This window comes from Exiguobacterium sp. s183 (assembly GCF_018617655.1).
Taxonomy (GTDB): domain Bacteria; phylum Bacillota; class Bacilli; order Exiguobacteriales; family Exiguobacteriaceae; genus Exiguobacterium; species Exiguobacterium aestuarii_A.
The window spans coordinates 274,023-298,336 of record NZ_JACSKN010000002.1 but is presented as its reverse complement, the minus strand read 5'-3'; the positions used below and the strand labels follow the sequence as shown (position 1 = coordinate 298,336).

General features: G+C 48.6%; 22 protein-coding genes. 18 read left to right on the top strand and 4 right to left on the bottom strand.

What is annotated here, in order from left to right; genetic code table 11:
• Positions 1-29: 29 nt before the first annotated feature.
• Positions 30-809, bottom strand: coding sequence for a response regulator (locus KNP62_RS06945; protein ID WP_214784784.1), 780 nt, complete (start codon positions 807-809; stop codon positions 30-32).
• Positions 790-2,571, bottom strand: coding sequence for a sensor histidine kinase (locus KNP62_RS06940; protein ID WP_214784782.1), 1,782 nt, complete (start codon positions 2,569-2,571; stop codon positions 790-792). Before KNP62_RS06940 ends, KNP62_RS06945 begins: the two co-directional genes overlap by 20 nt.
• Positions 2,572-2,758: 187 nt before the next feature.
• On the opposite strand from KNP62_RS06940, the gene KNP62_RS06935 reads away from it, so the two are divergent.
• The 4 genes from KNP62_RS06935 to KNP62_RS06920 all read left to right on the top strand — a co-directional run bounded on the left by KNP62_RS06935 (position 2,759) and on the right by KNP62_RS06920 (position 7,543).
• On the top strand, positions 2,759-4,714 hold the full coding sequence (locus KNP62_RS06935) for a HAMP domain-containing sensor histidine kinase (protein ID WP_214784780.1): 1,956 nt from the start codon (positions 2,759-2,761) through the stop codon (positions 4,712-4,714).
• A 98-nt stretch (positions 4,715-4,812) separates the two neighbouring features.
• Positions 4,813-5,586, top strand: a complete 774-nt coding sequence (locus KNP62_RS06930) for a flagellar hook-basal body protein (RefSeq protein ID WP_214784778.1) — start codon at positions 4,813-4,815, stop codon at positions 5,584-5,586.
• Positions 5,587-5,597: 11 nt separating this feature from the next.
• Positions 5,598-6,380: a flagellar hook-basal body protein gene (locus KNP62_RS06925; RefSeq protein ID WP_214784776.1), complete on the top strand. Its 783-nt coding sequence runs from the start codon at positions 5,598-5,600 to the stop codon at positions 6,378-6,380.
• Positions 6,381-6,445: 65 nt separating this feature from the next.
• Positions 6,446-7,543 carry a glycerate kinase family protein gene (locus KNP62_RS06920; protein ID WP_214784774.1) on the top strand — a complete coding sequence of 366 codons (1,098 nt, stop codon included), beginning with the start codon at positions 6,446-6,448 and terminating at the stop codon, positions 7,541-7,543.
• 26 nt (positions 7,544-7,569) lie between these two features.
• Here KNP62_RS06920 and mscL read toward each other — a convergent pair whose 3' ends face one another.
• Positions 7,570-7,947, bottom strand: a complete 378-nt coding sequence (mscL, locus tag KNP62_RS06915) for a large conductance mechanosensitive channel protein MscL (protein WP_214784772.1) — start codon at positions 7,945-7,947, stop codon at positions 7,570-7,572.
• Between the two features lie 194 nt (positions 7,948-8,141).
• On the opposite strand from mscL, the gene KNP62_RS15660 reads away from it, so the two are divergent.
• From KNP62_RS15660 to KNP62_RS06875, 8 genes are all read left to right on the top strand, one after another.
• Positions 8,142-8,402: a DNA-directed RNA polymerase subunit beta gene (locus tag KNP62_RS15660; RefSeq protein WP_214784769.1), complete on the top strand. Its 261-nt coding sequence runs from the start codon at positions 8,142-8,144 to the stop codon at positions 8,400-8,402.
• Positions 8,403-8,415: 13 nt separating this feature from the next.
• A complete protein-coding gene (gene fabZ, locus KNP62_RS06905; RefSeq protein WP_214694486.1) occupies positions 8,416-8,838 on the top strand; it encodes a 3-hydroxyacyl-ACP dehydratase FabZ in 423 nt (140 codons plus the stop codon).
• 11 nt (positions 8,839-8,849) lie between these two features.
• Positions 8,850-9,305: a hypothetical protein gene (locus tag KNP62_RS06900; protein ID WP_214784766.1), complete on the top strand. Its 456-nt coding sequence runs from the start codon at positions 8,850-8,852 to the stop codon at positions 9,303-9,305.
• A 95-nt stretch (positions 9,306-9,400) separates the two neighbouring features.
• Positions 9,401-11,137, top strand: a complete 1,737-nt coding sequence (locus KNP62_RS06895) for a methyl-accepting chemotaxis protein (protein ID WP_214784763.1) — start codon at positions 9,401-9,403, stop codon at positions 11,135-11,137.
• A 63-nt stretch (positions 11,138-11,200) separates the two neighbouring features.
• Positions 11,201-12,250, top strand: coding sequence for a C45 family autoproteolytic acyltransferase/hydrolase (locus tag KNP62_RS06890; protein ID WP_214784760.1), 1,050 nt, complete (start codon positions 11,201-11,203; stop codon positions 12,248-12,250).
• A 57-nt stretch (positions 12,251-12,307) separates the two neighbouring features.
• Positions 12,308-12,586: a hypothetical protein gene (locus tag KNP62_RS06885; RefSeq protein WP_012727334.1), complete on the top strand. Its 279-nt coding sequence runs from the start codon at positions 12,308-12,310 to the stop codon at positions 12,584-12,586.
• 158 nt (positions 12,587-12,744) lie between these two features.
• Positions 12,745-16,071 (top strand): Ig-like domain-containing protein, encoded by a 3,327-nt coding sequence (locus KNP62_RS06880; protein ID WP_214784757.1) that lies wholly within the window; start codon positions 12,745-12,747, stop codon positions 16,069-16,071.
• A gap of 108 nt (positions 16,072-16,179) precedes the next feature.
• Positions 16,180-17,118, top strand: a complete 939-nt coding sequence (locus KNP62_RS06875) for a sensor domain-containing diguanylate cyclase (protein ID WP_214784754.1) — start codon at positions 16,180-16,182, stop codon at positions 17,116-17,118.
• A 108-nt stretch (positions 17,119-17,226) separates the two neighbouring features.
• Here KNP62_RS06875 and KNP62_RS06870 read toward each other — a convergent pair whose 3' ends face one another.
• Complete coding sequence (locus tag KNP62_RS06870; RefSeq protein WP_214784751.1) at positions 17,227-17,856, bottom strand: class I SAM-dependent methyltransferase; 630 nt, start codon at positions 17,854-17,856, stop codon at positions 17,227-17,229.
• A 64-nt stretch (positions 17,857-17,920) separates the two neighbouring features.
• Here KNP62_RS06870 and KNP62_RS06865 point away from each other — a divergent pair, with 64 nt between their 5' ends.
• From KNP62_RS06865 to KNP62_RS06840, 6 genes are all read left to right on the top strand, one after another.
• Positions 17,921-19,402 carry a cryptochrome/photolyase family protein gene (locus KNP62_RS06865; protein ID WP_214784748.1) on the top strand — a complete coding sequence of 494 codons (1,482 nt, stop codon included), beginning with the start codon at positions 17,921-17,923 and terminating at the stop codon, positions 19,400-19,402.
• A gap of 202 nt (positions 19,403-19,604) precedes the next feature.
• Positions 19,605-20,192 carry a glycerol-3-phosphate responsive antiterminator gene (locus KNP62_RS06860; RefSeq protein ID WP_445236762.1) on the top strand — a complete coding sequence of 196 codons (588 nt, stop codon included), beginning with the start codon at positions 19,605-19,607 and terminating at the stop codon, positions 20,190-20,192.
• Positions 20,189-21,280, top strand: a complete 1,092-nt coding sequence (locus KNP62_RS06855; RefSeq protein WP_214784742.1) for an ABC transporter ATP-binding protein — start codon at positions 20,189-20,191, stop codon at positions 21,278-21,280. Before KNP62_RS06860 ends, KNP62_RS06855 begins: the two co-directional genes overlap by 4 nt.
• Positions 21,277-22,182, top strand: coding sequence for a carbohydrate ABC transporter permease (locus tag KNP62_RS06850; RefSeq protein WP_214784739.1), 906 nt, complete (start codon positions 21,277-21,279; stop codon positions 22,180-22,182). The genes KNP62_RS06855 and KNP62_RS06850 overlap by 4 nt, the downstream gene beginning before the upstream one ends.
• Positions 22,179-22,988: a carbohydrate ABC transporter permease gene (locus tag KNP62_RS06845; RefSeq protein ID WP_214784736.1), complete on the top strand. Its 810-nt coding sequence runs from the start codon at positions 22,179-22,181 to the stop codon at positions 22,986-22,988. The genes KNP62_RS06850 and KNP62_RS06845 overlap by 4 nt, the downstream gene beginning before the upstream one ends.
• A gap of 17 nt (positions 22,989-23,005) precedes the next feature.
• Entirely contained in the window at positions 23,006-24,313 is a 1,308-nt protein-coding gene (locus KNP62_RS06840; RefSeq protein WP_214784733.1) for an ABC transporter substrate-binding protein, read from the top strand.
• Position 24,314 lies beyond the last annotated feature (1 nt).

The window sequence follows — 24,314 nt, the reverse complement described above, 5'->3', positions numbered from 1 at the left end:
ATCTCGCTTTTTGCGCGAGATGCTTTTTCTTAGTGCCATGTATAGTCTTTATCGATAAACAATCGATTCTGTAGTTCAGTCTTAGGGATTGAAGGTTGTGCTGAATCAAGCCATTCGTAATAATCACACGCACAGGACTCACCGAGTTCGATGGAGTAACCATTATTGATTGTCTTCACCGTAATATCGAGTTCGTGCTCTGCTAGCGTCTTTTTCAAACGATAGATGGCGTTGTACACATTGTGTAGGGCGCGCTGTGGTTCATCGATGTCCGGATAGAGTGTTTCCGCGAGCACCCATTTGTTGATGACTTGTTTTCGATGATAGACCAGGTAGGCGAATAACTCCTCGGTTTTTTGAGTGGGCCATTTCACAAGATTTCCATCCTGCGTTCGAACCGAAAAACGATCCAGGAATTGAATACGACAAGATTGATGTGGATTTTTTTGTTGGATTGCCTCATAGCGCTGAACGATACGTGGAATGACGCTATGGATCATCTGTTCTGTAATCGGCTTCAGCAAGTAATGCGTCGCATGCAGATTAAACGCTTCGACGGCATACTGTTGATGTGCGGTGGTGAAGACGACTTGCGTCCGTTCCGGTAAATAGGTCGCAAGCTCAAGACCGGTCATCTCAGGCATTTCGATATCTAAAAAGACGAGGTCGACCGGATGTTCTTGAATAAACGTGAGAGCTTGAGTCGGACTTTGGAACGAACCGACCCATTCAAGAGAAGGCTCTTCTTTCACAATTCGTTCCATCATCCCTAGAATATGATGTTCATCTTCAATTAAAATCGTACGCATTTACGTGATTCGTCCTTTCTTGTTTGGGTAATCGCAAGTGAACGGCAGTACCTCTATTTAGAGTAGAAGTTAAATCAAATGTTGCACCAGGAAGATGTTCAATTCGGCGTTTTATATTACAGATTCCAATGCCTGATGATTCGTTCGATTGACCAGTGTCAAATCCGCTCCCTGTATCACGAACTCGGATATCAATCATCCCACCTTGTTCTTGGATGGAAAGCGTAATCCGTTTTTGCCCCGGATGCCGGTAAAGACCGTGCCGAACTGCATTTTCAACGAGTGGCTGAATCAGTAGCGACGGAATCGTAGAGTCTAATAGAGAGTCATCAATCTCCTTCACGACCTCGAACGAATCGCGGAACCGAGTCTGTTCGATGGCGAGGTAAGAGTCAATCATGTCCACTTCTTGTCGAATGGAGATATCGTGATCGGTACGACCATTTTCGAAAATAAAACGGACGTACGTACTTAAATGACTAAGCAGACGAGCGGCATCAGGTGGTGACGTATAGCACAGTGCAATCACATTCCCAAACGTATTGTAGAGGAAGTGTGGTTTGATTTGGGCGTTGAAGAATGACATCTCATGTTGTGAGGCCAAAGCTTCGACTTGTTGCTTTTTCTTTTTGTCCGTAGACAAGTGAATCGGCAGTAGTAAAAACATCAATAAGAAGTAAACGATGGTAAACGTATTGGCATACAATTGTTGATTGGAAGACACGATAAACGTCGACATCATAATGCCGATATACCCAATGATTTGGGCAAGTGTGAATGTTAATAATTCGAGCTTATTCGTATTTTTTTGTTTTTCAAGAAGCCATCCAATGTTCAATCCGATCCAAAAGAACGAGATGAATAATACAATGATCCATACAAAGTATTCGAATACGCTATAGATGGATTGAGGTAGGAGGACAGCTAAAACGGTCATTCCATAAAGCGGGTACCTCAAAATCGCTAAAAAACGATCGAACGGTACACGTTCTAAACATCTCGAAAATTCAATCAACATATTCATGCTCAATAAGGTCAAACTTAATGTCAACTTATCACTTCCTGAGATCCACATGCCGTCCCGAGACATGAGGGAGAGGCTCACCAGCATAAAGAAGGCCGTTCCATAGCCGTACAACCGCTCGTTTCGATGGAACAAGTAAACGATGGCATAGAACGCGGCAATCAGCAGTGAAATGAGCAACATGAAAAATTCGTATCCGGTATAAGCATTTTGAGTCGTCATAATCTGGTGTAACGGGCCGACCAATATACTTTCTTCGATAGGCATTGAATTCCCTGCTTGTTGTGTCTGTTGAACCGTCAATCTGAATTCTTTCATTCCATCGTCAAGTAACAGAAGTGAAGGTTGTTCACCTGAACGATTATTTCCGATGCGCGTTGTGTCAACAGAGGCTCCATCAATCAAAATCGTAGAGGAGGACAGTGAGGAAGGAATGAGTAACGCATACGTTCCTTCTGGAAGTGAGAGGTCGATTTCATATGTGGATTCTTTGTATGGTGTCGTAAATGGGATGGTTCGATAGGAGCGACGATCAACGTTTGAGACAATCCCGGATTCGTAACGCCACGATCCATCGAGGCGCAGAATCTCTTCGTCAACCGAAGAAGAAAGAAGCGAGGCTTCACCTTGTTTCACGGTGACAGTTGGATTGATTGACTGATGTCGAATCAATAAAGTGAGGCTGACGCCAATCAACATCACAAGGATGAAGATAAACGTCATTCGATTACGAGTCATGCGCACATTCCCTTCATTCTTTGTGAGTTTCTTGTGAGGTCATTGCGTTATTCTTCCTAATAGGTGAATGGATTTTTTGCAGTGACTCTCCGTCTCATCATCGTACCCGAACTTTTTTTGTTTGAACAGAAAAAGTCATTCACCGTACGAAATGAGGCAGTCCAGGAGTAAAGGAAGAAGGCATTCCATGAAACGTTGGATTGAACAACGCATTAGTCGACAAGTGATGACCATTTTTTATATATTGATTGCCTTAGTGACGCTTACATCGGTTGGGACCTATTTTTATACGCAACAATCGATTCAACAAACGACCGTTCAATTGGAGCGAATCAGTGAGCAACGTGCACGGGCGACAGATTTATTTGAAACGTGGCAATCGATGCAGTATGAGTTACGTGGTCACGTCCTCCTCGGGGAAAACGCCCTGTTAGAGGAAGTACGTAAGGCTCAAACGAATATCGATGAACAAACGACCTGGTTTGAAACACAGGCAAGTAATGAGGAAGAAACGCAGTTCGCGGAAGATGCGCGACTCCTATTCTCGATTTATACGACACGCGTCATGCCCGCGCTTGAACAATATGTGATTGCGAAGCAGGCAGGGGAAGTGGATGAAGAATTCCTGCAGATGCGTACGGTCGGGCAATTCATGCCGAAAAATGAGACGTCTACTCAGACGCGATTTAAGCTCAACTCAAGTAACGCTGCGGACATGAGTGCAAGCATCGTCGATATGGAGTCGGTCTTTACCGACTATCGGGCAGATCTCGACTTTCAAGAAAGTGAATTACGCGATGCACTCTCGAAACAGTTAGTGCAAGCCCAATGGATGTGGCTCTTGATTTTGCTCGGTGCACTCTTCTTGTTGTTCGTTGGCTTACAACCGTATATTTTACGACTGACGAATCAGTTGCAGACGCTCATGACGAACAGTGAGCGGCTCGCAACGAATCCGAGTGCGACTCTCATCCCGATTAAACCGCTACAAAATGAGGTTGGTCAATTGTCTAAGGCATTTAATGAGATGGCGAGATCGCTTCGGACTCAACAAGATCAAGTCGACCTTGAGCGTGAAAAGACCGCCCGAATCTTGCACACGATGCGCGACTCAATCGTCTACACGGAACTCAAGACGAATGAACGATTCGGAAACAGCGCGCTCTTTGATTTATATGAACATCCGATTCCGACAACCGAACGTGGGAGTTTATATCCGATTGCGATGTATTATCCGATGTTCATGAATCAGATTGATGACAAAGAAGGACTGAACCGCTTCACGAAACGTGCGAAGGAAGAGGGAATGTTCGATGAGACGTTCACGTACACGATGCAAGACGGTCAGAAGACGATTCGGATGTATGCCGAACCAATCGATTTGCAGAACGAGCGTGTCGGTGTCATCTTCGTATCACGTGATATTACCCAGGAAACAGAAATCAATCGAGTGAAGACGGAACTCGTCGCAACCGTATCGCATGAGTTGCGGACACCGCTCACATCGATTCTCGGCTTTTCCGAGCTCTTGAAAAGTCGTCAATTAGATGAGACGAAACGAGAGCGCTACTTGGAGATGATTGCGAGTGAGACGAAACGTCTCGAACGTCTCGTGAGCGATTTGTTAGACGTTCAAAAAATGGAGGCGGGTATGGGGACGCCTGAGTTTAAAGTCGAGAGTCTATACGACTTACTATCCGACTTACTCGAGATTCACGCAGGGTCGACGGAGAACCATTTCTTCCACTTCGACTGTGATGAAACGCTCTTTGTGGCAGGAGACCCGGCCCAGCTACGACAGGTGTTCTCGAACATTTTGAACAATGCCATCAAGTATTCCCCGGACGGTGGAAATGTGAGTGTCGATGTGACGTGTGAAGAAGACACGATTCAAATCGCCATCACGGATGAAGGTCTGGGGCTTTCCGAGGAAGACGCCAGTCGAATCTTCGATAAATTTTATCGGTCACAATCCGAAGCAAGTCGTCGCATAGGTGGCACCGGATTAGGATTATCCATCTGTAAAGAAATCGTCCAATTGCACGGTGGCACAATTGATGTCCGTTCTCAAATCGGAGAAGGAACGACGATGATTGTCGAGTTACCGATGGTCGATCATATAAACGAAGAAAGTTCATCCTAAAACGTAGGATGAACTTTTTTTGAAAAAACGGTGAATGCATCGCTCGTTTGGTACGATATAAAGAGTGAATCATGTTACAGGACGAAAGGAAGACGATAATGCTACGCGGATTATATACAGCGGCAGGCGCGATGAATGCCCTTCAGCGCCAACAAGAAATTTTAAGCAATAACCTTGGCAATGTGAGAACACCGGGCTTCAAGGCGTCTGACGGCGTGGTCCGATCGTTTCCAGAGATGTTGCTCGCGCAGGTGAGCAATCCCGATAATGGGAAGTCGCGCGTGAACGGGGAAGTCGGCACCCTTTCTATGGGTGTCTACCTTCAAGAGACGATGCCACGCTTCTCGGCAGGGAGTATCACGGAATCAGGAAGTCCAACCGATCTTTATTTGAAGGCTCCTGCTGATTTTACAGGTGCACCGATGTTTGCGATCGAACAGGCAGGCGAGACGTTATACTCGACGAATGGCCGCTTCTCGATTGATGAGGGGTTATTCCTTCGTTCAGCAGACGGTGGATACGTACTTTCTGATGAAGGGGAACGCATCCAGCTCCCTTCGAGCGAGTTTCAGGTAGGGAAAGATGGGGTCATCACGTCGCTCGGTCAAAACGTGGCGACACTCGGTGCCTATCAGATCGATGACTTGACGACACTCGAACAAGTCGGGAACGATTGGCGCGTGACAGGCGACGCGCCTGCACCGGCACAAGTTGACGTGTTACAGGGCTTCATCGAGGAAGCAAACGTCAACCTCGACCAGACGATGGCCGATCTCATGATGACGTATCGTCAATTTGAAGCGAACCAAAAAGTCGTCCAAGCGTATGATAAAAGTGCCGAGCGAGCCATCGAAATCGCTCGCGTTCGTTAAGGAGGAACACCATGCAGTCCATTTATAATTCGGTCAACTCCCTGTCTCAACTTCAGCGTCAACTAGATGTGACAGGTCATAACATCGCGAACGTCGATACGGTTGGCTTCAAACGTCAACAAGGGCACTTCGCGTCACTCTTATCGCAAGCGTATGATAACCAACCACGTCCAGAATTCGAAGTCGGTCGGGATACGCCGAATGGCATTCGCATCGGGGTAGGCGGCCACGTCGCTGATATCACCCAACAATTCAATATTGGACAAGTCCGCATGACAGATCGCGGTCTCGATGTCTTCTTGAAGGCGAGCCGTCAATTTTTCGTCGTGGACACGCCGAACGGTGTCGGCGTGACACGTAGCGGAAACATGCAGCTGTCTGTCGGTGATGAGACGACACTCGTCGATGTGAACGGAAACCCGCTCCTCGGAGATGACGGCAATGCAATCACGATGCCGAACGAGGCGACAAATCATCGCATTCGTCAAGACGGCGTAGTCGTGGCGAGCGTGAACGGTGTCGAGCAGGAATTTGGACGACTCGATATCGTAGAAGTCCGGAATACGTCTGAACTGCGTCCACTCGGTGATAACGTATTCGCAGCCGACCTTGAGACCGAAGTCGATCGTCCGTTAGGGAATTTGTTGATGGAAGGAACACTCGAGTCGTCAAACGTGGATTTGACGAAAGAGATGACCGACATGACCATCACACAACGTGCCTATCAAATGAACTCGCGTGCCCTTTCGATGAGTGATCAGATGATGGGACTTGTCACGGCATTACGTCCGTAAAGTATGACCGCTTCTCCGTGAGAGAGGCGGTTTTTGTATAAGTTATGGAGAGGGAGGTCAACGAGATGCGAATCGTGGTCGCCATGGATTCATTCAAAGGTTCATTGTCGAGTATGGAAGCGAATCAAGCTGTCCGTCGTGCCTTGCCGGGGCATGACGTCATCGCTATTCCAATTTCAGATGGAGGAGAAGGATTTCTTGATGCGTGGCTCGCAACGCATGAGGATGCGGTCATCGTGGAAGAGGTCGTTACGTGCTTGGATGGGACGAAGCGTCCTACACGTTTCGGTTTTGAACCATTAACGAAACACGCCGTGATTGAAGTGGCGGAAACGACAGGGTTAACGCTCCTCACCCACGTCGACCCATGGCGCTATAGTTCAGTCGGCGTCGGGCATCAAATTGTTCATGCGCTAGACCGGGGAGCGGGCGTTATCACCATCGGGCTTGGCGGGAGCGGGACGATTGATGGTGGGAAAGGGATGCTTGAGGCGCTAGGTGTTCGTTTTCTAGATGCGAGCGATGCAGCTGTATCCTCGATGCCACATCAACTTGCAGACGTCGCTTCCATCGATTGGTCAGGACTCGACCCGAGAGTAAGGGACGTTGAGTGGCGAATGGCTTCTGATGTACGTAATCCGTTGACGGGAAAACGAGGTGCTGCGCACGTGTTCGGTCCCCAGAAAGGGTTGGCAGCGGACGATGTGGTTCGCTACAATCAGTTACTCGACGACTATGCGAGTCACTTCAATCAGGATATGAAGTCACTCGACGGAGCCGGTGCGGCAGGCGGTATCGGATTCGCGCTCCTGCAACTTGGGGCGACCTATATGAGTGGCATCGAAGAAGTCGTCCGTTGGTCAAGGTTCGAAGACCATGTGAAAGGGGCAGATTGGCTCATCACAGGAGAAGGGAAGTTTGATGCACAAAGTTTAGAGAGGAAAGCGCCTTACGGGTTGGCGCGTCTCGCCCACACATACGGGGTCCCGACACTCGTGTTTGCCGGACAATCTGACTTGACCGCTCATGTGGAATCAGGGATTGTCGCCGTCTTTCCAATCGTGTCACGCATCATGACACTAGAAGAAGCAATATGGGAAGCCGCCCCGTTATTGACGAATGCAGTCCAACGGGTTCGCCATGTCCTCGAAAAAACGCTTTGACGATTCGTCAAAGCGTTTTTAGCTTGTCATGGACGCTCTTTTAGTAAGTCACGAATCTCAGTCAACAACTGCTCTTCTTTCGTAGGGGTCGGGGCAACGGCCTCTTCGACTTCTTTCTCACGTTGTAGACGATTGATGATCTTGACGATTAGGAAGAGGGCAAAAGCAATCAAGATGAACGATACAATCTGTTGAATGAAGTTCCCGTATAAGACGTCCACTCCGAGTACGCTCGCTTTTAAGTTCGAAAAATCAATTCCTCCGATAATGATTCCGAGAAGCGGCATAAAGATATCATTGACGAGCGAGTTGACGATGGCCGTGAACGCCGCACCGAGTACGACCGCGATAGCGAGATCGATGACATTCCCGCGCATCGCGAATTTTTTAAACTCTTTTAACATAAACAAACCTCCTGACATGGAATAGCATAAGCTTAGCATATTTATGATGAAAGGAAAAAATCGTTCAGCTTCTGTCAGGGAAGGATGCTTGTTCGACATTTGTGCATAGGGTACACTAAAAAGGTAGCAATTTACGCATTTTAATACCAGGTACTAATATGATATAATCATTTTAGCTGAAAGGATGGTTGGACGTGGCGAACGATGAACAAACGAGTTCGGAAGAACAAAAAGGTTCACCAGAACAAGAGACGAAGCAGAAGCAGCGATCACGATTGTCGAATCATCGTCGATTCCCGATCTTACTGCGTGTACTCGTCGTTTTAGTGTTGGCAATCGCGATGCTCGCCCTTGGAGCAATCATTGGATATAGCGTCATTGGCGGAGGCGACTGGAAAGATGTGTTTGACATCGAGACGTGGCGCCATATCACCGATTTTTGGCTAACCTCTTAAAGGCGGTGGATGGATGTATACAATTGAGCAAATTAAAGAAGTAATCCCACACAGATACCCGTTTCTGTTAGTTGATCGAATTATCGAAGTCGAAGAAAAGAAGCGTGCTGTCGGATTAAAAAATGTCACGGCGAACGAAGAGTTCTTTAACGGGCATTTCCCAGACTATAACGTCATGCCAGGCGTCTTGATTGTCGAGGCACTCGCACAAGTCGGTGCTTTCGCAATGTTGAAAGACGAATCGAATCGAGGCAAGCTTGCCTTTTTCGCAGGGATTGACAACTGTCGTTTCAAACGTCAAGTCGTCCCGGGTGATCAGCTTCGCCTTGAAGTAGAAATCATGAAAATTCGTGGTCCAATCGGTAAAGGACGTGCCGTGGCCACAGTCGATGGAGAAGTTGCTTGTGAAGCAGAACTCACTTTCGCCTTGAAGTAAGGAGAAATGGGATGCGTGCTTTAGTAATTGTGTTACTAGTTGGCTTAATGACGATTGTGGGCTGTCAGCAACTACAGACGGAAGAGTCGAACGAAGAGAACATTGTTTATGAACAGAACGTGGATGAGGCGATGATTGAGAAGCGGGCGGGACAATCCGATGCGATTGCCGTTTCGCTTGAACGAACGAACAATACAACAATGCTCTTCACGATTCGCATGCTAGAAAATCGCCGCCTCGATCCGACGACGGTCATGAGTTATGAGGTCGATGGAGAACGGATTGCGATTCCGTTCGGCGAACTGATTGCAGAGCGGGAAGAAGACATTCGAACGTATGAATATCAGACCGACGTCGACCCTGATCTTTTCGTAGCGGATACACTTCCACTCTTCCATCTTGTAGAGGAAGGCGAGACGGAAGTTACGATTCCGCTCGAAGTTATCGATTCGACAAATCTTGAATAAAAACAGACGATTTTGTCGAAAATCGTCTGTTTTTTTGTGGAGATTGATGCATTCTGTCCGATACAAAGAGTAAGGATAGAATGGAGGAAATCGAGATGAAACAGAAAACACAGTCGTTACAAAAGCGCATTGTATTAGCGATGTTAGCCTTCGTCACCTTGCTCATCGTCTTGTTCGGGGTCGTGCAATATTTTAGTACGAAGCATTCCGTACTCAGCACGTTGCATGCGACGATGATTGAAGATGGAGAACGGATTAACGAGACATTAGATGCGGATGCATATGCGTCATTCATGAAAAATCCGTCAAAAAATGAGCAGTACGAACAGTTGCGAGAATATCTCGATACATATCGCCAACAAATCGGGGCCATGTATGTGTATACGATTGCCACCGAGGGCGAAGAAGTCCAAATCATCATCGATGGTTTGAGTCAAGCGGATGCAGCAGACATCGGGACACCTACTACGGCGATGACATACGAAGGAGCGATGAATGCGTTCAATGGCGATACGGTCACAACGAACGTCATTGACGATCCGGAATACGGGAAGTATGTGACAGTGCTCGTTCCAATCAAACGTGGTAGCGAGGTCATCGGGGTCCTTGGAATTGACAAGGCAGCCACAGAAGTCTCAGCAATCACAGGAGATGTGTTGACCGAGAGTTTGCCACCAATCCTCATTGGTCTTCTCATTTTACTTGCAGGATCGGGAGTCATCATTTGGCGCTATCTTGGCTGGAAGTTACGTCCTCTTCAAGCGTTAGAACGCGTCGCGACGTCGATTGCCGAAGGCGATTTGGCGACGGCGACGAAAGAAGTCGAAACCATTCAATTGAAATCGAATGATGAAATCAAACGTCTGACGGTATCAATGGATAAGATGACCCATATGTTGAAAGACCTCATCTCTGGGATCCAAACGTCGGCGCAAACGGTCAAGGACGAGAGTGGAAACGTCTCGAGCATCTCGGAAGAAGTGAATGATGCGTCTCGTCAAATCGCTTATACGATGGAAGAGATTGCGAGCGGTGTTGAAAATCAAAGTGTATTGACGATGCGCTTATATGGACATATGAACGAATTCTCGACGCTCGTCGAGCAAACCACGTCAGACGGAGACCAAGTGAGCGAACAGGCAGAAGTCGTCAGTCGGGTGACGATGGATGGGCTTCGCTATATGGAGAGTGCCGTCGACCAGATGACACATATCCATGAACAGGTGAAGTCGTCACAAGGACAAGTCCGTGATTTCGAGCAACAGGCGGACGAGGTGACGGAGCTCGTCACGATGATTCGCCAAATCTCACAACAGACGAACCTGCTCGCATTGAACGCAGCGATCGAGGCGGCTCGTGCGGGTGAACACGGGAAAGGGTTTGCGGTCGTCGCTTCGGAGATTCGGAAGCTATCTGACAGTGTCGCCGAGTCTGTCAGTGAGATCTCAGAGATTGTCGGAAGCGTCAAACAAAATTCGATCGCCCTCGGCCAGACGTTCACAGAAAGTATGACGGCGGCAGAGGAAGGGAAGGAAACGCTCGAGTCGACGAAGCACGCTTTCATGGAAATTGAACGAAGTGTCCGCCATATGCAACAGCTGACGGGCTCGATGCGTAGTCAGCTCGATCGGGTGAAGACGAACCAAGACCATATCCAGCACGGCTTGTCAGAGATTGCTTCCATCTCAGAAGAGAGCACGGCCGGGAACGAGGAAGTGGCCGCTTCGACGGAGCAGATGTCGGCGACAAGTGAGACGATGAACCGTCTCGTCAAAGATTTGTCGACGACAGCGGAATCGATGCAACAGATGAGTCGTCAGTTCAAGTTATAAGCAGTCTCACTTCAGACAGACCTCTCCTGTGTCCGCTATAATGGGCGCAAGGGAGGTTTTTTTATGCAACAATTCTCTAGTGAACTGACACAATTTCGCGGAAGTCATTATGACTTCGGTCGCTTTCAAGGTAAATATATAAAACGCAGTCAACTGCTCGAGAATCGGACGGACCAGTGGAAACTACGCGTGCCCCGATTTGAAATTGACGCGAAGGAGGCGAAGGCTGCTTTTGATGCAGTGGCTCCGAAGATTTGGGAAGAGTTGATCGGGCTTCAAGACGAGCTCAAACTGTCTCTCAATGATACGTTGCTTCACTTCGGACATTTCCGAGTCAATAATCCAATCAGCGGGTGTTCGATTCTGACAGGAGACAACTTCCTCGTGCGAAACTATGACTATCATCCGATGACGTACGATGGGCGCTACAACGTGTTTCAACCGGACGACGGATATGCCGTCATCGGACCAGTCTCTCGTGTCACGGGACGCATGGACGGGATGAATGAGAAAGGTCTCGCGATGGGGTACAATTTTATTAACCGACGTCGACCAGGTGACGGATTTGTCTGCCAGATGATTGGGCGCATCATTCTCGAGACGTGCGCGACCGTGGAGGAAGCAGTCGACTTATTAAAAGAGATTCCGCATCGCGGTTCCTTCACGTACGTCGTCCACGACAAGTCGTCGAAGACACGCGTAATCGAGGCGACACCACGGGATATCCAAGTACGGGAATCCAATATATGCACGAACCATTTCGAGTTACTGCAACACGAGAATCGCTACCACCTGGACGATTCCACGCGTCGCATGATGGAAATCAAAGTGGTACAGCATTTGATTCAAGACGCAGAGAGTGCGTTCCGCCTCATGAACGACACCGACAAGGGCGTCTTCTCAGAACTGTATAAGAGCTGGGCGGGGACGATTCATACAGCGGCTTATTTCCCAGAAACGCTCGAGACGTGGTTCGCGCTCGGCGGAGACCGGGACCCGGTCATCTTCGACTTCCAAAAATGGCTCGACGGAGAAGACTTCGACCTTCATGCGCTTGACGGGGAACTCGCGACCGATATCGAGTTTGCGAATACGGTCCAACTTTGGCGCTGACATTTGTCAGTGCTTTTTTTGTAGAAACGGGAATACACATAACAGGAGGGATGAAAGATGAAACGATTTGGCATCATACTCATTATGCTCACGCTCGTGACACTACTCGGTGGATGTGTGCCCGGCGACGGGACGTACACGACGGACCCGGCAGGCTTTTTCTGGGGAATCTGGCACGGATGGATTGCACCGATTTCACTCATTTTAGGGTTATTCAATGACACGTATCGGGTGTACGAAGTGAACAATACCGGCTGGTTCTACGATTTAGGATTTTATATCGCCGTGATTAGTGGATTCGGTGGATTGACGTTGACGCGGAAGAGTCGGGGATAAGTGAGAGCAGATACAACACGTATCAGTTCGGAAGGAGTCACTCTAAAAATAGAGGGCTCTTTTTATTGACCTTGTTTAAAAAAACATAGACTAGAATATTGGAAATCATGCTATATTTTTTATTGTTTAATCAGATTTTACCAAAAGGAGACAATATGATGTTTGCAACAATGAAAAAAAGCATATCGCTACTCATTGTATGTATGCTTATCGGATCGATGTTCCCGATTCATGAGACGAAAGCAGCTACCGTGAGTACGACGACTTCTAATCCAAAAACAGTAGAGGGGACGACGGATCGACCGAATCAACCTGTCACGATTGTGGCGAATGAAAAGGTTATCAAACTCGTCAGTGATGCTAACTCTACATACACACATACATTTGAAGAACCACTTGTGGGGAAAGTCGCAGTCTATCAACGAGAGACGAATGGCTTTGATCAATTGATTCGTGTCATTGAGCGAGAAGTAGTCACCCCATCGAATCCTGTGACTCCAATTGATGCAACATTACTTGGCCTCATTAACAATGAATTTGTATTTGTCACACATCCAACCCATACGATTCATGCGACATATGAAGGGCGTGTGAAAGAAGCAAAAGGTGAGTTACGCATTCCTAAAAATACATCAGAAACGGTAAGCGTATACGTCAGCAGCCCTGAGAAGGCGTCAACTCCGATTAAAACGTATCAAGCATCTCAAAGTCCGGCAGAATTGACGTTAGATGCCCCGCCACATGAAACATTACGTGTTTCAGGAACAACTCTTCCTTATGCGGAAGTGCACGTGAAAATTGGATACTTTGAAGTGCGGACCGGACGCGCTGATGCGAAAGGGAAATTTGATTTTCCGTTTACAGGATGGGAGTCACGTGCTTATGAGAAACAAACGTACACGGTCCAACTTTCTCATTTTGTAGACAAATCGATTACGGATGGGAAGACGTTTGAAATGCCAGCGTTTCAACCGACAGCGGAGAATCCGCTTCTCGTCATTAAAGAATCGTTCACGCAGCTAACAGGAATCACAGTCCCGGGAGCGACGATTGAACTCGATGGCGAGTATTGCACGACCAGTTATGACAATGGTTATTTTGACTGTGATTATGAATTGAACGACCAGTCGATTCGCACATTCACCATTACGAAAAACAAAGAGACACTTTTTACGAAAGAAGTGAAGGTGAAGCGAGATATTCGAACGATTTCTTTTGAAAAGACATCGTTTGATTTAGAGGAAGCGAAGTTGATTGCGAAAGCGACACCGAATCAAACGTTCGTGCTCACGTATCAAGACCCACGGGCAGGCTATGCACAAGTCCGTTTCCGAGAAACGAGTGACGCGGACGGCAATATTGTGTTCGATTTGCCGAAACTGTATGGTGTCTCATTCATGGTCAACTATGTCGATGAATACAACTACTCAAATAACCCATTATTGGAAGTACGGGCGGAAGACAACCGCATCATCCCAAAACCGAACATCAAGCTTGAATCGAATCGTCTCGTGTTGAGTCTACCGTCCTTCCATTATCCGGGACAGACGATTTCATTTGAAACGAAAGTCGAGAAGGCGAATGGACAATCTCTTGTCGAAAAGACACCGCTAACCAACCCGATTGTCCCACTTGAAGTAAACGATCGTTTCATGACACGGACAGTATTGTCGGATGGTCGTGTCTCGGATTGGGTGGAAGGAACATTCGATGCAATTCAACAACCAATCATCGAAAAGTTGACGAACCATTCCAAAGTATTAAAAGGGACAACTGAACCTGGAGCGATCTTACAATTTTCTAAAGGAATTACGAAAGACATCACCGCCGATGGCACAGGACGATTTGAGTTTCCAGTCAACGTAGAGAAGACAAATTCGTTCGAACTTCTCGTCAAAGTAACTGGAAAAGCCGACCAACGTTTCTCGTATACGATTGAAGACAGTATGGTTCCAATCCTTCAAGTGTATGAGGTTCTCTCAGACACGAGTAAACAGATTGATGTGCATGCGAATGAGTATGTGAAGGACTTTACGGTTGCTTATTATAAGGGTACAACGTTACTGCGTGAAGGGGTTGTAAAACCAAATCTAGTGTCACCTGTCCATAGCTCAGGGTACACGAAGTTTGCCCAACTCCCTGTATCCAATTTATTGACGGACGGCGTCACGCATCTGGTCATCAAAGCGAAAGACCGCGCCGGCAACTGGTCAGAGGGAAATAAAGTGACCGTGAAGGATATCACTCGACCAAAATTGACGCAGCAAAAGCATGTATTGCCAGGCGAACATGTGATTTATGGGAAGACTGAGCCAGGAGCAAAAGTCACGTTCACGTACCGAAGTGATAAAGAAAAAGTCGTCTCCGTTTCGAAGACAGGTGATTTCGTCATCAAGACGACCGATCCGATTTATTTCACGAAAAACGGGGTCTCCTACGGTCATGTGAAAATCACATCGATGGATGCGGCAGGCAATCGTACGTTTGCATACGTTGCTCCAGTTGGTGAAAAGATTCAAGACATTCGCCTCGATGGTGGACAATACATCTGGTTTTATTCACCACTCGACCATATGGATCAACGTCAGTATACATTCACGGTGAATGGAAAAACATATAATCCAAATGAGATGGGAAGCGTCGTGACATGGGCGAACGATATTACGCTCCCTGCCAAGGTGACGGTCAAACTGATCAACCCAGATAAGACAGTGAAGTATGAACTGACGAAAACGGTGACGAAGCCGTATGAAGGAAAAAATGTATCGAACGTCAAATTCCAAAACGCATCCCGACACATCACCGGGAAAGGTGAAGCGCATGCGTTAGTTGAAGTGTGGAGCGGTGCATCAAAACTCGGTCAAACGGTCATTGATGGCACGGGGACGTTTAAACTATCGATGATTCGTGCTTATAAAGAAGGGGAGACATTACAATTTGTCACGTATCATAAACTCGGTCAAAAAACGTCTGTTTCCCTCAAAGCGAAAGACAATACGGCACCGGCGAAGCCGACGGTGAATGAAGTATCGGCCGTGACGACGAAAATCACGGGAAAAACAGATAAAGGGGCGACCGTCCTGATTGCGTATAATGGTCGCACTTATACGACGAAAGCGAACAACTCAGGTGTATACGCCTATACCATCAAAAAATGGACACCGGGCAAAACGGTCTCTGTCCGTGCCAAAGATGCGTTTGGGAATGTCTCTTCTGCTTCGACACAAACGATTAAGTATGTGATGAAGCCGCTTGTGGTCAAGCCGCTGCGAGCAACACATACTTCTGTGACGGGAACGGGACATCCGGGTGCGACAATCCAAGTATATAAGGGCTCTTCTAAAGTGGGGAAAGCCGTAAAGGTAGACACGAAGGGTAACTTTAAAGTGTATGTGAACAAACAACGAGCAGGTAGTACGTTGAAAGTGGAGATGACGCGCGCCGGTTATGCGACAAAACGGGTTAACGTCGTCGTCACAAAATAATGAAGGATCTCCCGACCATGACGTTCGGGAGATTTTTATGTAATTTTTTTACATAAAAATCATCAGAATTCGTTATAATGAGATATGAATGAGGTTGGGGGGGATAATATGCACTCATATGAGTTCCAAATGTATCGAAATTTTGATGAGCTCGCGATTGACATGATTGAGTTAGCGAAAGAGATTATGCCAGATAAATTGGTCTATCTTACATCAATTGAAGATGACACCCAGCATATCCTCAAACTGTCGTCACAAGATTCTCCCATCATGCTTGAAGAAGGAATGTCTTTTGATTTGAAGGATACGGTGTGCAATCGAATTGATTTCAATCAGCGAGAAGTCTTGATGTATGAAGACATCGAAGAACAAATCGAGTCGACACGCCTTCAATCATTACTGAGGGAAGTGAACATCAAGTCGTATTTAGGCATCCCGATTTTGACGAAGAGCGGGGATATCTTCGGGACGCTTTGTGTCGCGAATCATAAAAGTGCTCAGTATGATTCGAAAAGTGTCCAATTGCTGAAACGCGTAGTGCGTATGTTCAGTTATTACTTAGAGCTCGAACGTCGGGCTTCACGGGATGAACTGACGGATCTGTATAACCGACACTACTTATATAACTATTTCGAGACAAATCCGAATCAAGGAGGCGCACTTTTTCTCATCGATTTAGATGGGTTTAAATTTGTGAATGACACGTTTGGTCATGACGAAGGGGACCTCGTTCTAAAAGAAGTCGCACGTCGTCTGAAACGCTTGATGGAGCCGATTCATGATTCGAAGGTATATCGCTTAGGTGGCGATGAGTTTTTAGTGAAAGTCGCACATGCGTTACCTGAAGTAGTTGTCGTCGAGTATGCTGAACGGATGTTAACTGTCTTGAAAGAGTGGGACGCCCATCTTCCGTTATCAGCAAGTATCGGTATCGCTCCATACAATCCTGATGAGGAGAAAGACCTCCGTCAATTGTTGAAAGATGCGGATGTCGCACTGTACCAATCAAAGGCGGGCGGGAAGAACACGTATCAAATTTGTAGATGAACGCTAATAGGCTAAGCCCGTGGATGACCATCGGCTTAGCCTATTATTTTATGTTCAGTCATGCCGAACAGATTGTCGTGAAAGAATCGAATGAAAAACGGGTACTGATTAAGAATGCGGTTTACGTCCCATCACTGCGACCGTACGATAGTCGCGCGAGTCGGGACCTCGCCGTACCGACACGTCCTGAAATCCGAATTTCGTCGCCTCGGGGATGAACTCTTTCTGAATCCTGTCAGCAATCCCGTTCCACTGCACATCGCCTTTCCCATCGCAATAGGTGATGACGAATGTGCCGTTCGGTTTCAAGACGCGTTCGATTTCAGACAGGACGGTCGTGACATCTTCCCAAAAATATAGCGTGTGAATGCTGAACACGTGATCGATAGATGCGTCAATCATCGCCAACTGATGAAAATCGCCTTCCATCAAGCGAGCTCGTCCCGTTTGAATGGACGCGGCATTCCGGTTCTTGGCCGAAGCGATGAGTGTCTTCGAGCGATCGAGACCGATCACGTTCACATCCTCCCGCTTTTGAAGAATCGTCGATAACGCATCACCGGCTCCACACCCGAGTTCGAGTACGGTGGCGTTTAGATGCATATGTAACTGTTCGATCGTCCACTCGACTTCGATACGGTGTTGGCGCACCATCTTTTCCCCGATATATTTTCCGACGGGACCACGTGGGTTTTCGTACTGACTGTCCACCCAGTTTTTGAACACTTGTGGGAGCATAATGTCACCTCATTTCAAGAGTAGCTTGATTGTAGCATATCGATGAAACAAAGGAGTCAACAACATGCGTTCATTTTGGATACTTGGCAACCAACTCTCACACGAACTCGAGATGTTGAAGCATATAAAAGAAGATGACGTCATCGTCATGATTGAGGCGACGTCTCGCGCGACGTGGCGTCCGTACCATAAGCAAAAACTCGTCCTCATTTTCTCGGCGATGCGTCACTTTGCAGAAGAGTTGCGCGACAAAGGGTACACCGTCGATTACCATGAAGCGGATTCGTTTCAGGAGGCATGGGACAATCACCTAAAACAGTACGAGCCGGACGAGATTCATGTCACCGCCGTCACGGACGAACCGATGACTAAAAAGCTCAAGCAATTCGGTAAGAAACATAAATTAGTCGAACATACGGATGTCCCGCTCTTCTATTTATCGAAAGAAGAAGCGACCGATACGCTCGGAAACGAACCGTGGCGGATGGATCGGTTTTATCGCCAGATGCGCAAACGGTTCGATGTTTTAATTGAAGACGGGAAGCCGCGTGGCGGGAAGTGGTCGTTTGATACGGAAAATCGGAAACCACCGAAAGAAGGACTGTCGTTTCCGTCCGCGATCCATTTCCGACCGGATGCTATCACGAAAGACGTCATCAAAAAAGTCGAGTCGACATTCTCGGATCACCCAGGGAAGGTGATCCCGTTTCATTGGCCGGTCACACACACCGAGGCGAGACGGGCGTTGAATCGATTCGTGAACGAGCGGCTCGAGACGTTCGGTCCTTATCAAGATGCGATGATGACGGATGAACCAGAGATGTCACACAGCCTGTTGTCGGCTGCCATCAACATCGGTCTGTTGACGCCACATGAAGTTGTCGAGGCGGCTTGTCAGGCTGACGCTCCCTTGTCATCGATTGAAGGGTTTGTCCGCCAAATCCTCGGGTGGCGGGAGTATATGCGCGCCGTCTATCTCGCTGTTATGCCGGGCTATGAAGAGGTGAACACGTTCAAGCATGAACGCGATTTACCGACCTTCTTTTGGGATGCGAAGACGGACTTGAACTGTCTGCATCAAAGTCTGAAGCCGGTCGTGGCGCATGCCCACAACCATCACATCCAGCGGCTGATGGTGCTCGGAAACTACGCGACGTTGTTTGAAATCTCACCGAAACAGACGAGCGACTGGTTCAATGAGATGTATATCGATGCCTATGACTGGGTCGTCTTACCGAACGTGCTCGGGATGGCCCTGCATGCGGACGGCGGGAAACTTGCCACGAAGCCATATGTCGCCTCTGGGAAGTATATCGACCGGATGAGTGATTACTGTGGAGATTGCCCGTATAACCCGAAACATACGACCGAAGAGGATGCTTGTCCGTTCAACGCCCTTTACTGGCGCTTCATCGATCGGCACGAGGAGCGTTTCTCAAAAAATCAGCGGATGAAGATGATGGTTCGCAATTGGCAAGGGCGAGACGATGATGTCAAATCAGATATATTAGCGAAAGCCGAACAGACATTGGCCGATTCCCCGTGAATCGGTTTTTTTACGTTTCCTTCATGAAACTTAGCGATTCCTTTATGGTAGCTTTACAATCGTCCGCTACGATAAGAGCTGTGAGACCCCCTCACTTCCAAGTGAATACTTACCGGTAGAACCTTTGAGAGACCAACAGAAGCCCGTACGTCCATGACGTGTCGTTTCTGTTGGTCCTTTTTTTCAAGAAAGGATGATTCAAGTGAATGAAGCGATTGCACGAATGGGGCAGGAGCGGATGATTGCCTCAATCAAGAGTCCGAAACAAATCGAAGCGTTTTTAAAGACGGATGTGACGACGACGTTCCTCATGATGGGGACGCTCAGTACGCTCGACCGCTATGTGGCGCATTTGAAACGAGAGAACCGAACGGTCTTCCTCCACGCCGAGCGAATCAATGGGATCAGCCTCGACCGGGATGGAATCGACTATCTCGCCAAACGTGTCGGCGCCGACGGGATTGTCACGACGAAAGCATCGGTGCTTCAGCACGCAAAACGGGCAGGGCTGTTGACGGTTCAACGACTGTTTCTCGTCGATTCGGACGCGGTCACGAGCGGGCTCAAACTCGCCGAAGCACAGCAACCGGACGCGATTGAACTCATGCCTGGTCTGATTCCGAGAGTCGTCGAGAAGATTTCCCAGGAAGTCTCTTTCCCGATTGTGACGGGTGGCATGATTCGTCAACCAATCGATGTACATCGCGCCCTCGACCATGGGGCATTCGCGGTTTCGACCGGGGACGAACGACTTTGGCAGGTCCAAAGTCAGAAGGAGGAATTGGTATGAAAACGATCCAACTACAACAACTGACAAAATCATTCGGGGAGACGGAAGTCATTCGAGGGATCGACGTGACAATCGAAGCAGGAGAATTCTTCGCGCTCGTTGGACCATCCGGCTGCGGCAAGAGTACGATGCTTCGCATGATTGCCGGGCTCGAATCCATCACGGGCGGAACGCTTCGCATCGACGGAGTGGCAGCAAACGGGATGAAACCGAGCGAACGTCACTTGTCGATGGTCTTCCAAAACTATGCCCTTTATCCACATATGACGGTCGAGAAAAATATCACGTTCGGCCTACATACGAAAGGACTGACGAAACTAGAACAGCGTGAGCGTTGCCTACAGGCGGCCGAGACGCTCGGACTCACCGATTATTTGAAACGGAAGCCACGTGAACTCTCAGGTGGTCAGAGACAACGGGTCGCGTTGGCACGAGCCATCGTGACGGAGGCGCCGATTTGCCTGATGGATGAGCCGCTCTCGAACTTAGACGCGAAACTACGGGCGAAGATGCGCTCGGAGATTCGCCAGTTACAGCGAAAACTTGGACTGACGATGATTTATGTCACACACGACCAAGTCGAGGCGATGACGATGGCGGACCGGATCATGCTTCTCAATGAAGGGGAAGTGCAACAAGTCGGGAAGCCGCTTGACCTATACAACAAACCGGCGAACACGTTCGTCGCTTCGTTTATCGGATCACCACCGATGAACCTAGTCGAGGTCACCCGACAAGAAAAAGGGTGGATGGCAGCAGACGGCCGCCTGTTCCATCCGAACGCATTGACAGAAGTGTCAGAAGCGACGCTCGGCGTACGTCCGGAACAGATCAAACCGGCAGACGAAGACGTGACGTTTTATGCAGAGCTGAAAAACATCGAAGTACTCGGGACCGAGACGATCCTTGCGTTCGATGTCGGTGGCAATGAATGGCTGGCGAAATGGTCAGGACAATGGCCACTCACCGTCGGAGAAAAAGTCGCGTGTTATGTGGATCCGAAACAGATGTCGCTCTTTGACGCGAACGGGCATCGCATCGAGCCACGACAGCCGAAGTTGTTTGAGGCGTTGGAGGTGTTCCAATGACGGTCGCCTTACCGAGGGAGAAGGTCCGCACGAGACTGTCGGACGCGGCGAGCGGGCTGTTGTACTTGTCTCCGTCCATCATCTTGTTTGGTGTCTTTCTCGTCTATCCGCTCCTCCGGACGATGTACTTGAGCTTCTTTCGGACGGATACGCAAGGGACGCCACTCGAATTTGTCGGCATCGGTCATTACAGCAACTTGTTCACGAGTGCGGCGTTTTGGCAAAGCATCCAGGCGACGGTCGGATTCGTCCTCTTGACGGTCCCGCTGACGATTCTGATTGCACTCGGTCTCGCACTCCTTGCCAATGAGAAGTTGAAAGGCATTGGCATCTTTCGAACAGCCTTCTCGGCGACGATGGGGATGAGTGTCGCCGCCTCGTCGGTCATCTGGATGTTCATGTATAACCCGTCAATCGGGATCTTCAACCGGTTTCTCGAAGCAATCGGTGCCAGCGGCGTACAGTGGCTTCTAGACCCGCAATATGCGCTCCTATCCGTTTCGATTGCGACCGTTTGGATGAATATCGGCTTCACGTTTTTGATTCTTCTCGGCGGTCTGCAAAACATCGACCGAACGCTCTACGAGAGTGCGGATATTGCCGGAACGAGCTATTGGACGCAGTTACGCGCGATCACAATCCCGATGTTGTCCCCGACGCTCTTCTTCGTCGGCATCATCTCACTCATCAACGCCTTCCAGACGTTCGGACAGATTGATTTGTTGACGAAAGGCGGACCGACGAATGCGACGAACGTCATCGTCTATGCCATCTATAAAGACGCGTTCATCAACTACAACGTCGGGAGTGCCAGTGCACAAGCCGTGCTCTTATTTATCGCCGTCCTTTTGTTGACATGGCTCCAATTTAAACTTGTCGAAAGGAAGGTGCATTACCAATGAGACTACGGAATATAGGCGTATATGTCTTACTCGTCTTGAGCGCCGTCGTCATGCTGTTCCCGATTGCCTATGCGTTCTCGATCAGTCTGATGGACGGGAAGGAAGTGCTCCAGGGACATCTGCTCCCACGCGACCCGTCATTTGAGAACTATATCGCCGCGTTCGAACGAATCCCGATGCTGACTTACTTAGTGAACAGTCTGATTGTCGCGCTTCTCGTGATGGTCGGACAGGTAGTCTTGTCGAGCCTCGCGGCATTCGCATTCGTCTTCATCGACTTTAAAGGAAAAGGGCTCATTTTCATGCTCTTCCTCGCGACGATGATGGTCCCATGGGAAGCGACGATGGTGCCGAACTTTTTGACAATCCAGTCACTTGGCTGGCTCAACACCGTCTGGGGACTATCGGTGCCGTTCTTCGCACTTGCGTTCGGAACATTTCTACTCCGGCAACAGTTCAAGACGATTCCATATGAGATGTATGAGGCGTCTCAAATTGCTGGGATCAGTCGGTTCCGCTTCTTCTGGAACGTTGTCTTGCCAGTATCGAAGACACCGCTCGTCACATTGTCGGTATATAGCTTTTTGACGACTTGGAACATGTACTTATGGCCGCTTCTCGTCACGAACACGGAACAGGCGCGGACGGTCCAAATCGGAATCAAACAGATGCAGTCGAACGAGGTCGCCTCGGATTGGGGCGTCGTCATGGCGGCGGTCGTCTTGATCATCATTCCGACACTTTTATTGTTATTCGCAGGACAAAAACATCTACAAGAAGGATTGACGCAAGGCGCGATCAAATAATAGGGGGACATGACAAAATGAAAAAGTTTGGATTATTCGCAGGGTTGGCAAGTTCAGTGTTATTGCTCGGGGCATGTGGAAGTGAAGAAGCGGCACCTGTCGCGGCGACGACAGAAGACGGAAAGACAGAAGTCGTCTTTTGGCACGCCATGAGCGGGGACTTGGAGACAGCGCTCAATACGCAGGTCGACGCATTCAACGCGTCGCAAGACGACTATGAAGTGAAACCAATCTTCCAAGGAACGTACGAAGAGGCGTTGACGAAGTTCAATGCGGTCGCCGGTTCGGAAGACGCGCCGGCCATCATGCAGACGTTCGAGGTCGGAACGAAATATATGATCGACTCCAATAAAATCACACCGGTCCAAGAGTTCATCGACAAAGAGGACTTTGACACGAGCGTGTGGGAAGAGAACATCTTGAGCTATTACCAAGTGGAAGGCAAGCAATACTCGATGCCGTTCAACTCGTCGACACCTGTCCTTATCTACAACAAAGATGCATTCAAAGAGGCGGGACTTGACCCGGAGAAGGCGCCGCGCACGTATGACGAATTGAAAGCAGCAGCGAAGAAGTTGACGACGGACGACCAGACCGGCTTCACGATGCTCAACTATGGTTGGTTCTTTGAACAGCTCGTCGCCGCGCAAGGTGGACTTTACGTCGATAACGATAACGGACGCAGTGGTGAGCCGACGAAGGCCGTGTTCGATGGGGAAGAAGGGCAGAATGCGTTCAATTTGATCAAAGAGATGTACGATGAGCAGACGTTCCTAAACGTCGGTCAAAACTGGGACGATATGCGTGCGGCGTTCCAATCGGGTAAAGTCGCCATGTATCTCGACTCGTCAGCCGGTATCCGCACCGTAGCGGACAGCGCAGACTTTGAGATCGGTGCCTCATATTTGCCAGTACCGAACGAAGCAGACCGTCAAGGCGTCGTCATCGGTGGCGCATCACTCTGGATGGGTGACGGCATCGCCGAAGAAACGAAAGAAGGCGCTTGGGAGTTCATGAAGTATGTATCCTCAACGGAAGCACAAGCCCAGTGGCATGTCGACACAGGTTACTTTGCCATCAATCCTGACGCATACAACGAACCGGTCGTCGAAGAGATGTGGGCGAAATATCCACAGCTCAAAGTGACGGTCGACCAGCTCAGCGAGACAAAACCATCACCAGCGACACAAGGTGCGCTCATCTCGACGTTCCCTCAATCGCGTCAGAGCGTCGTCAATGCGATGGAGAGTTTGTATCAAGGCGTATCGGTCGAAGACGCATTAAAACGTGCGGCCGAAGAGACGACTTCCACCTTGGGGCAGTGAG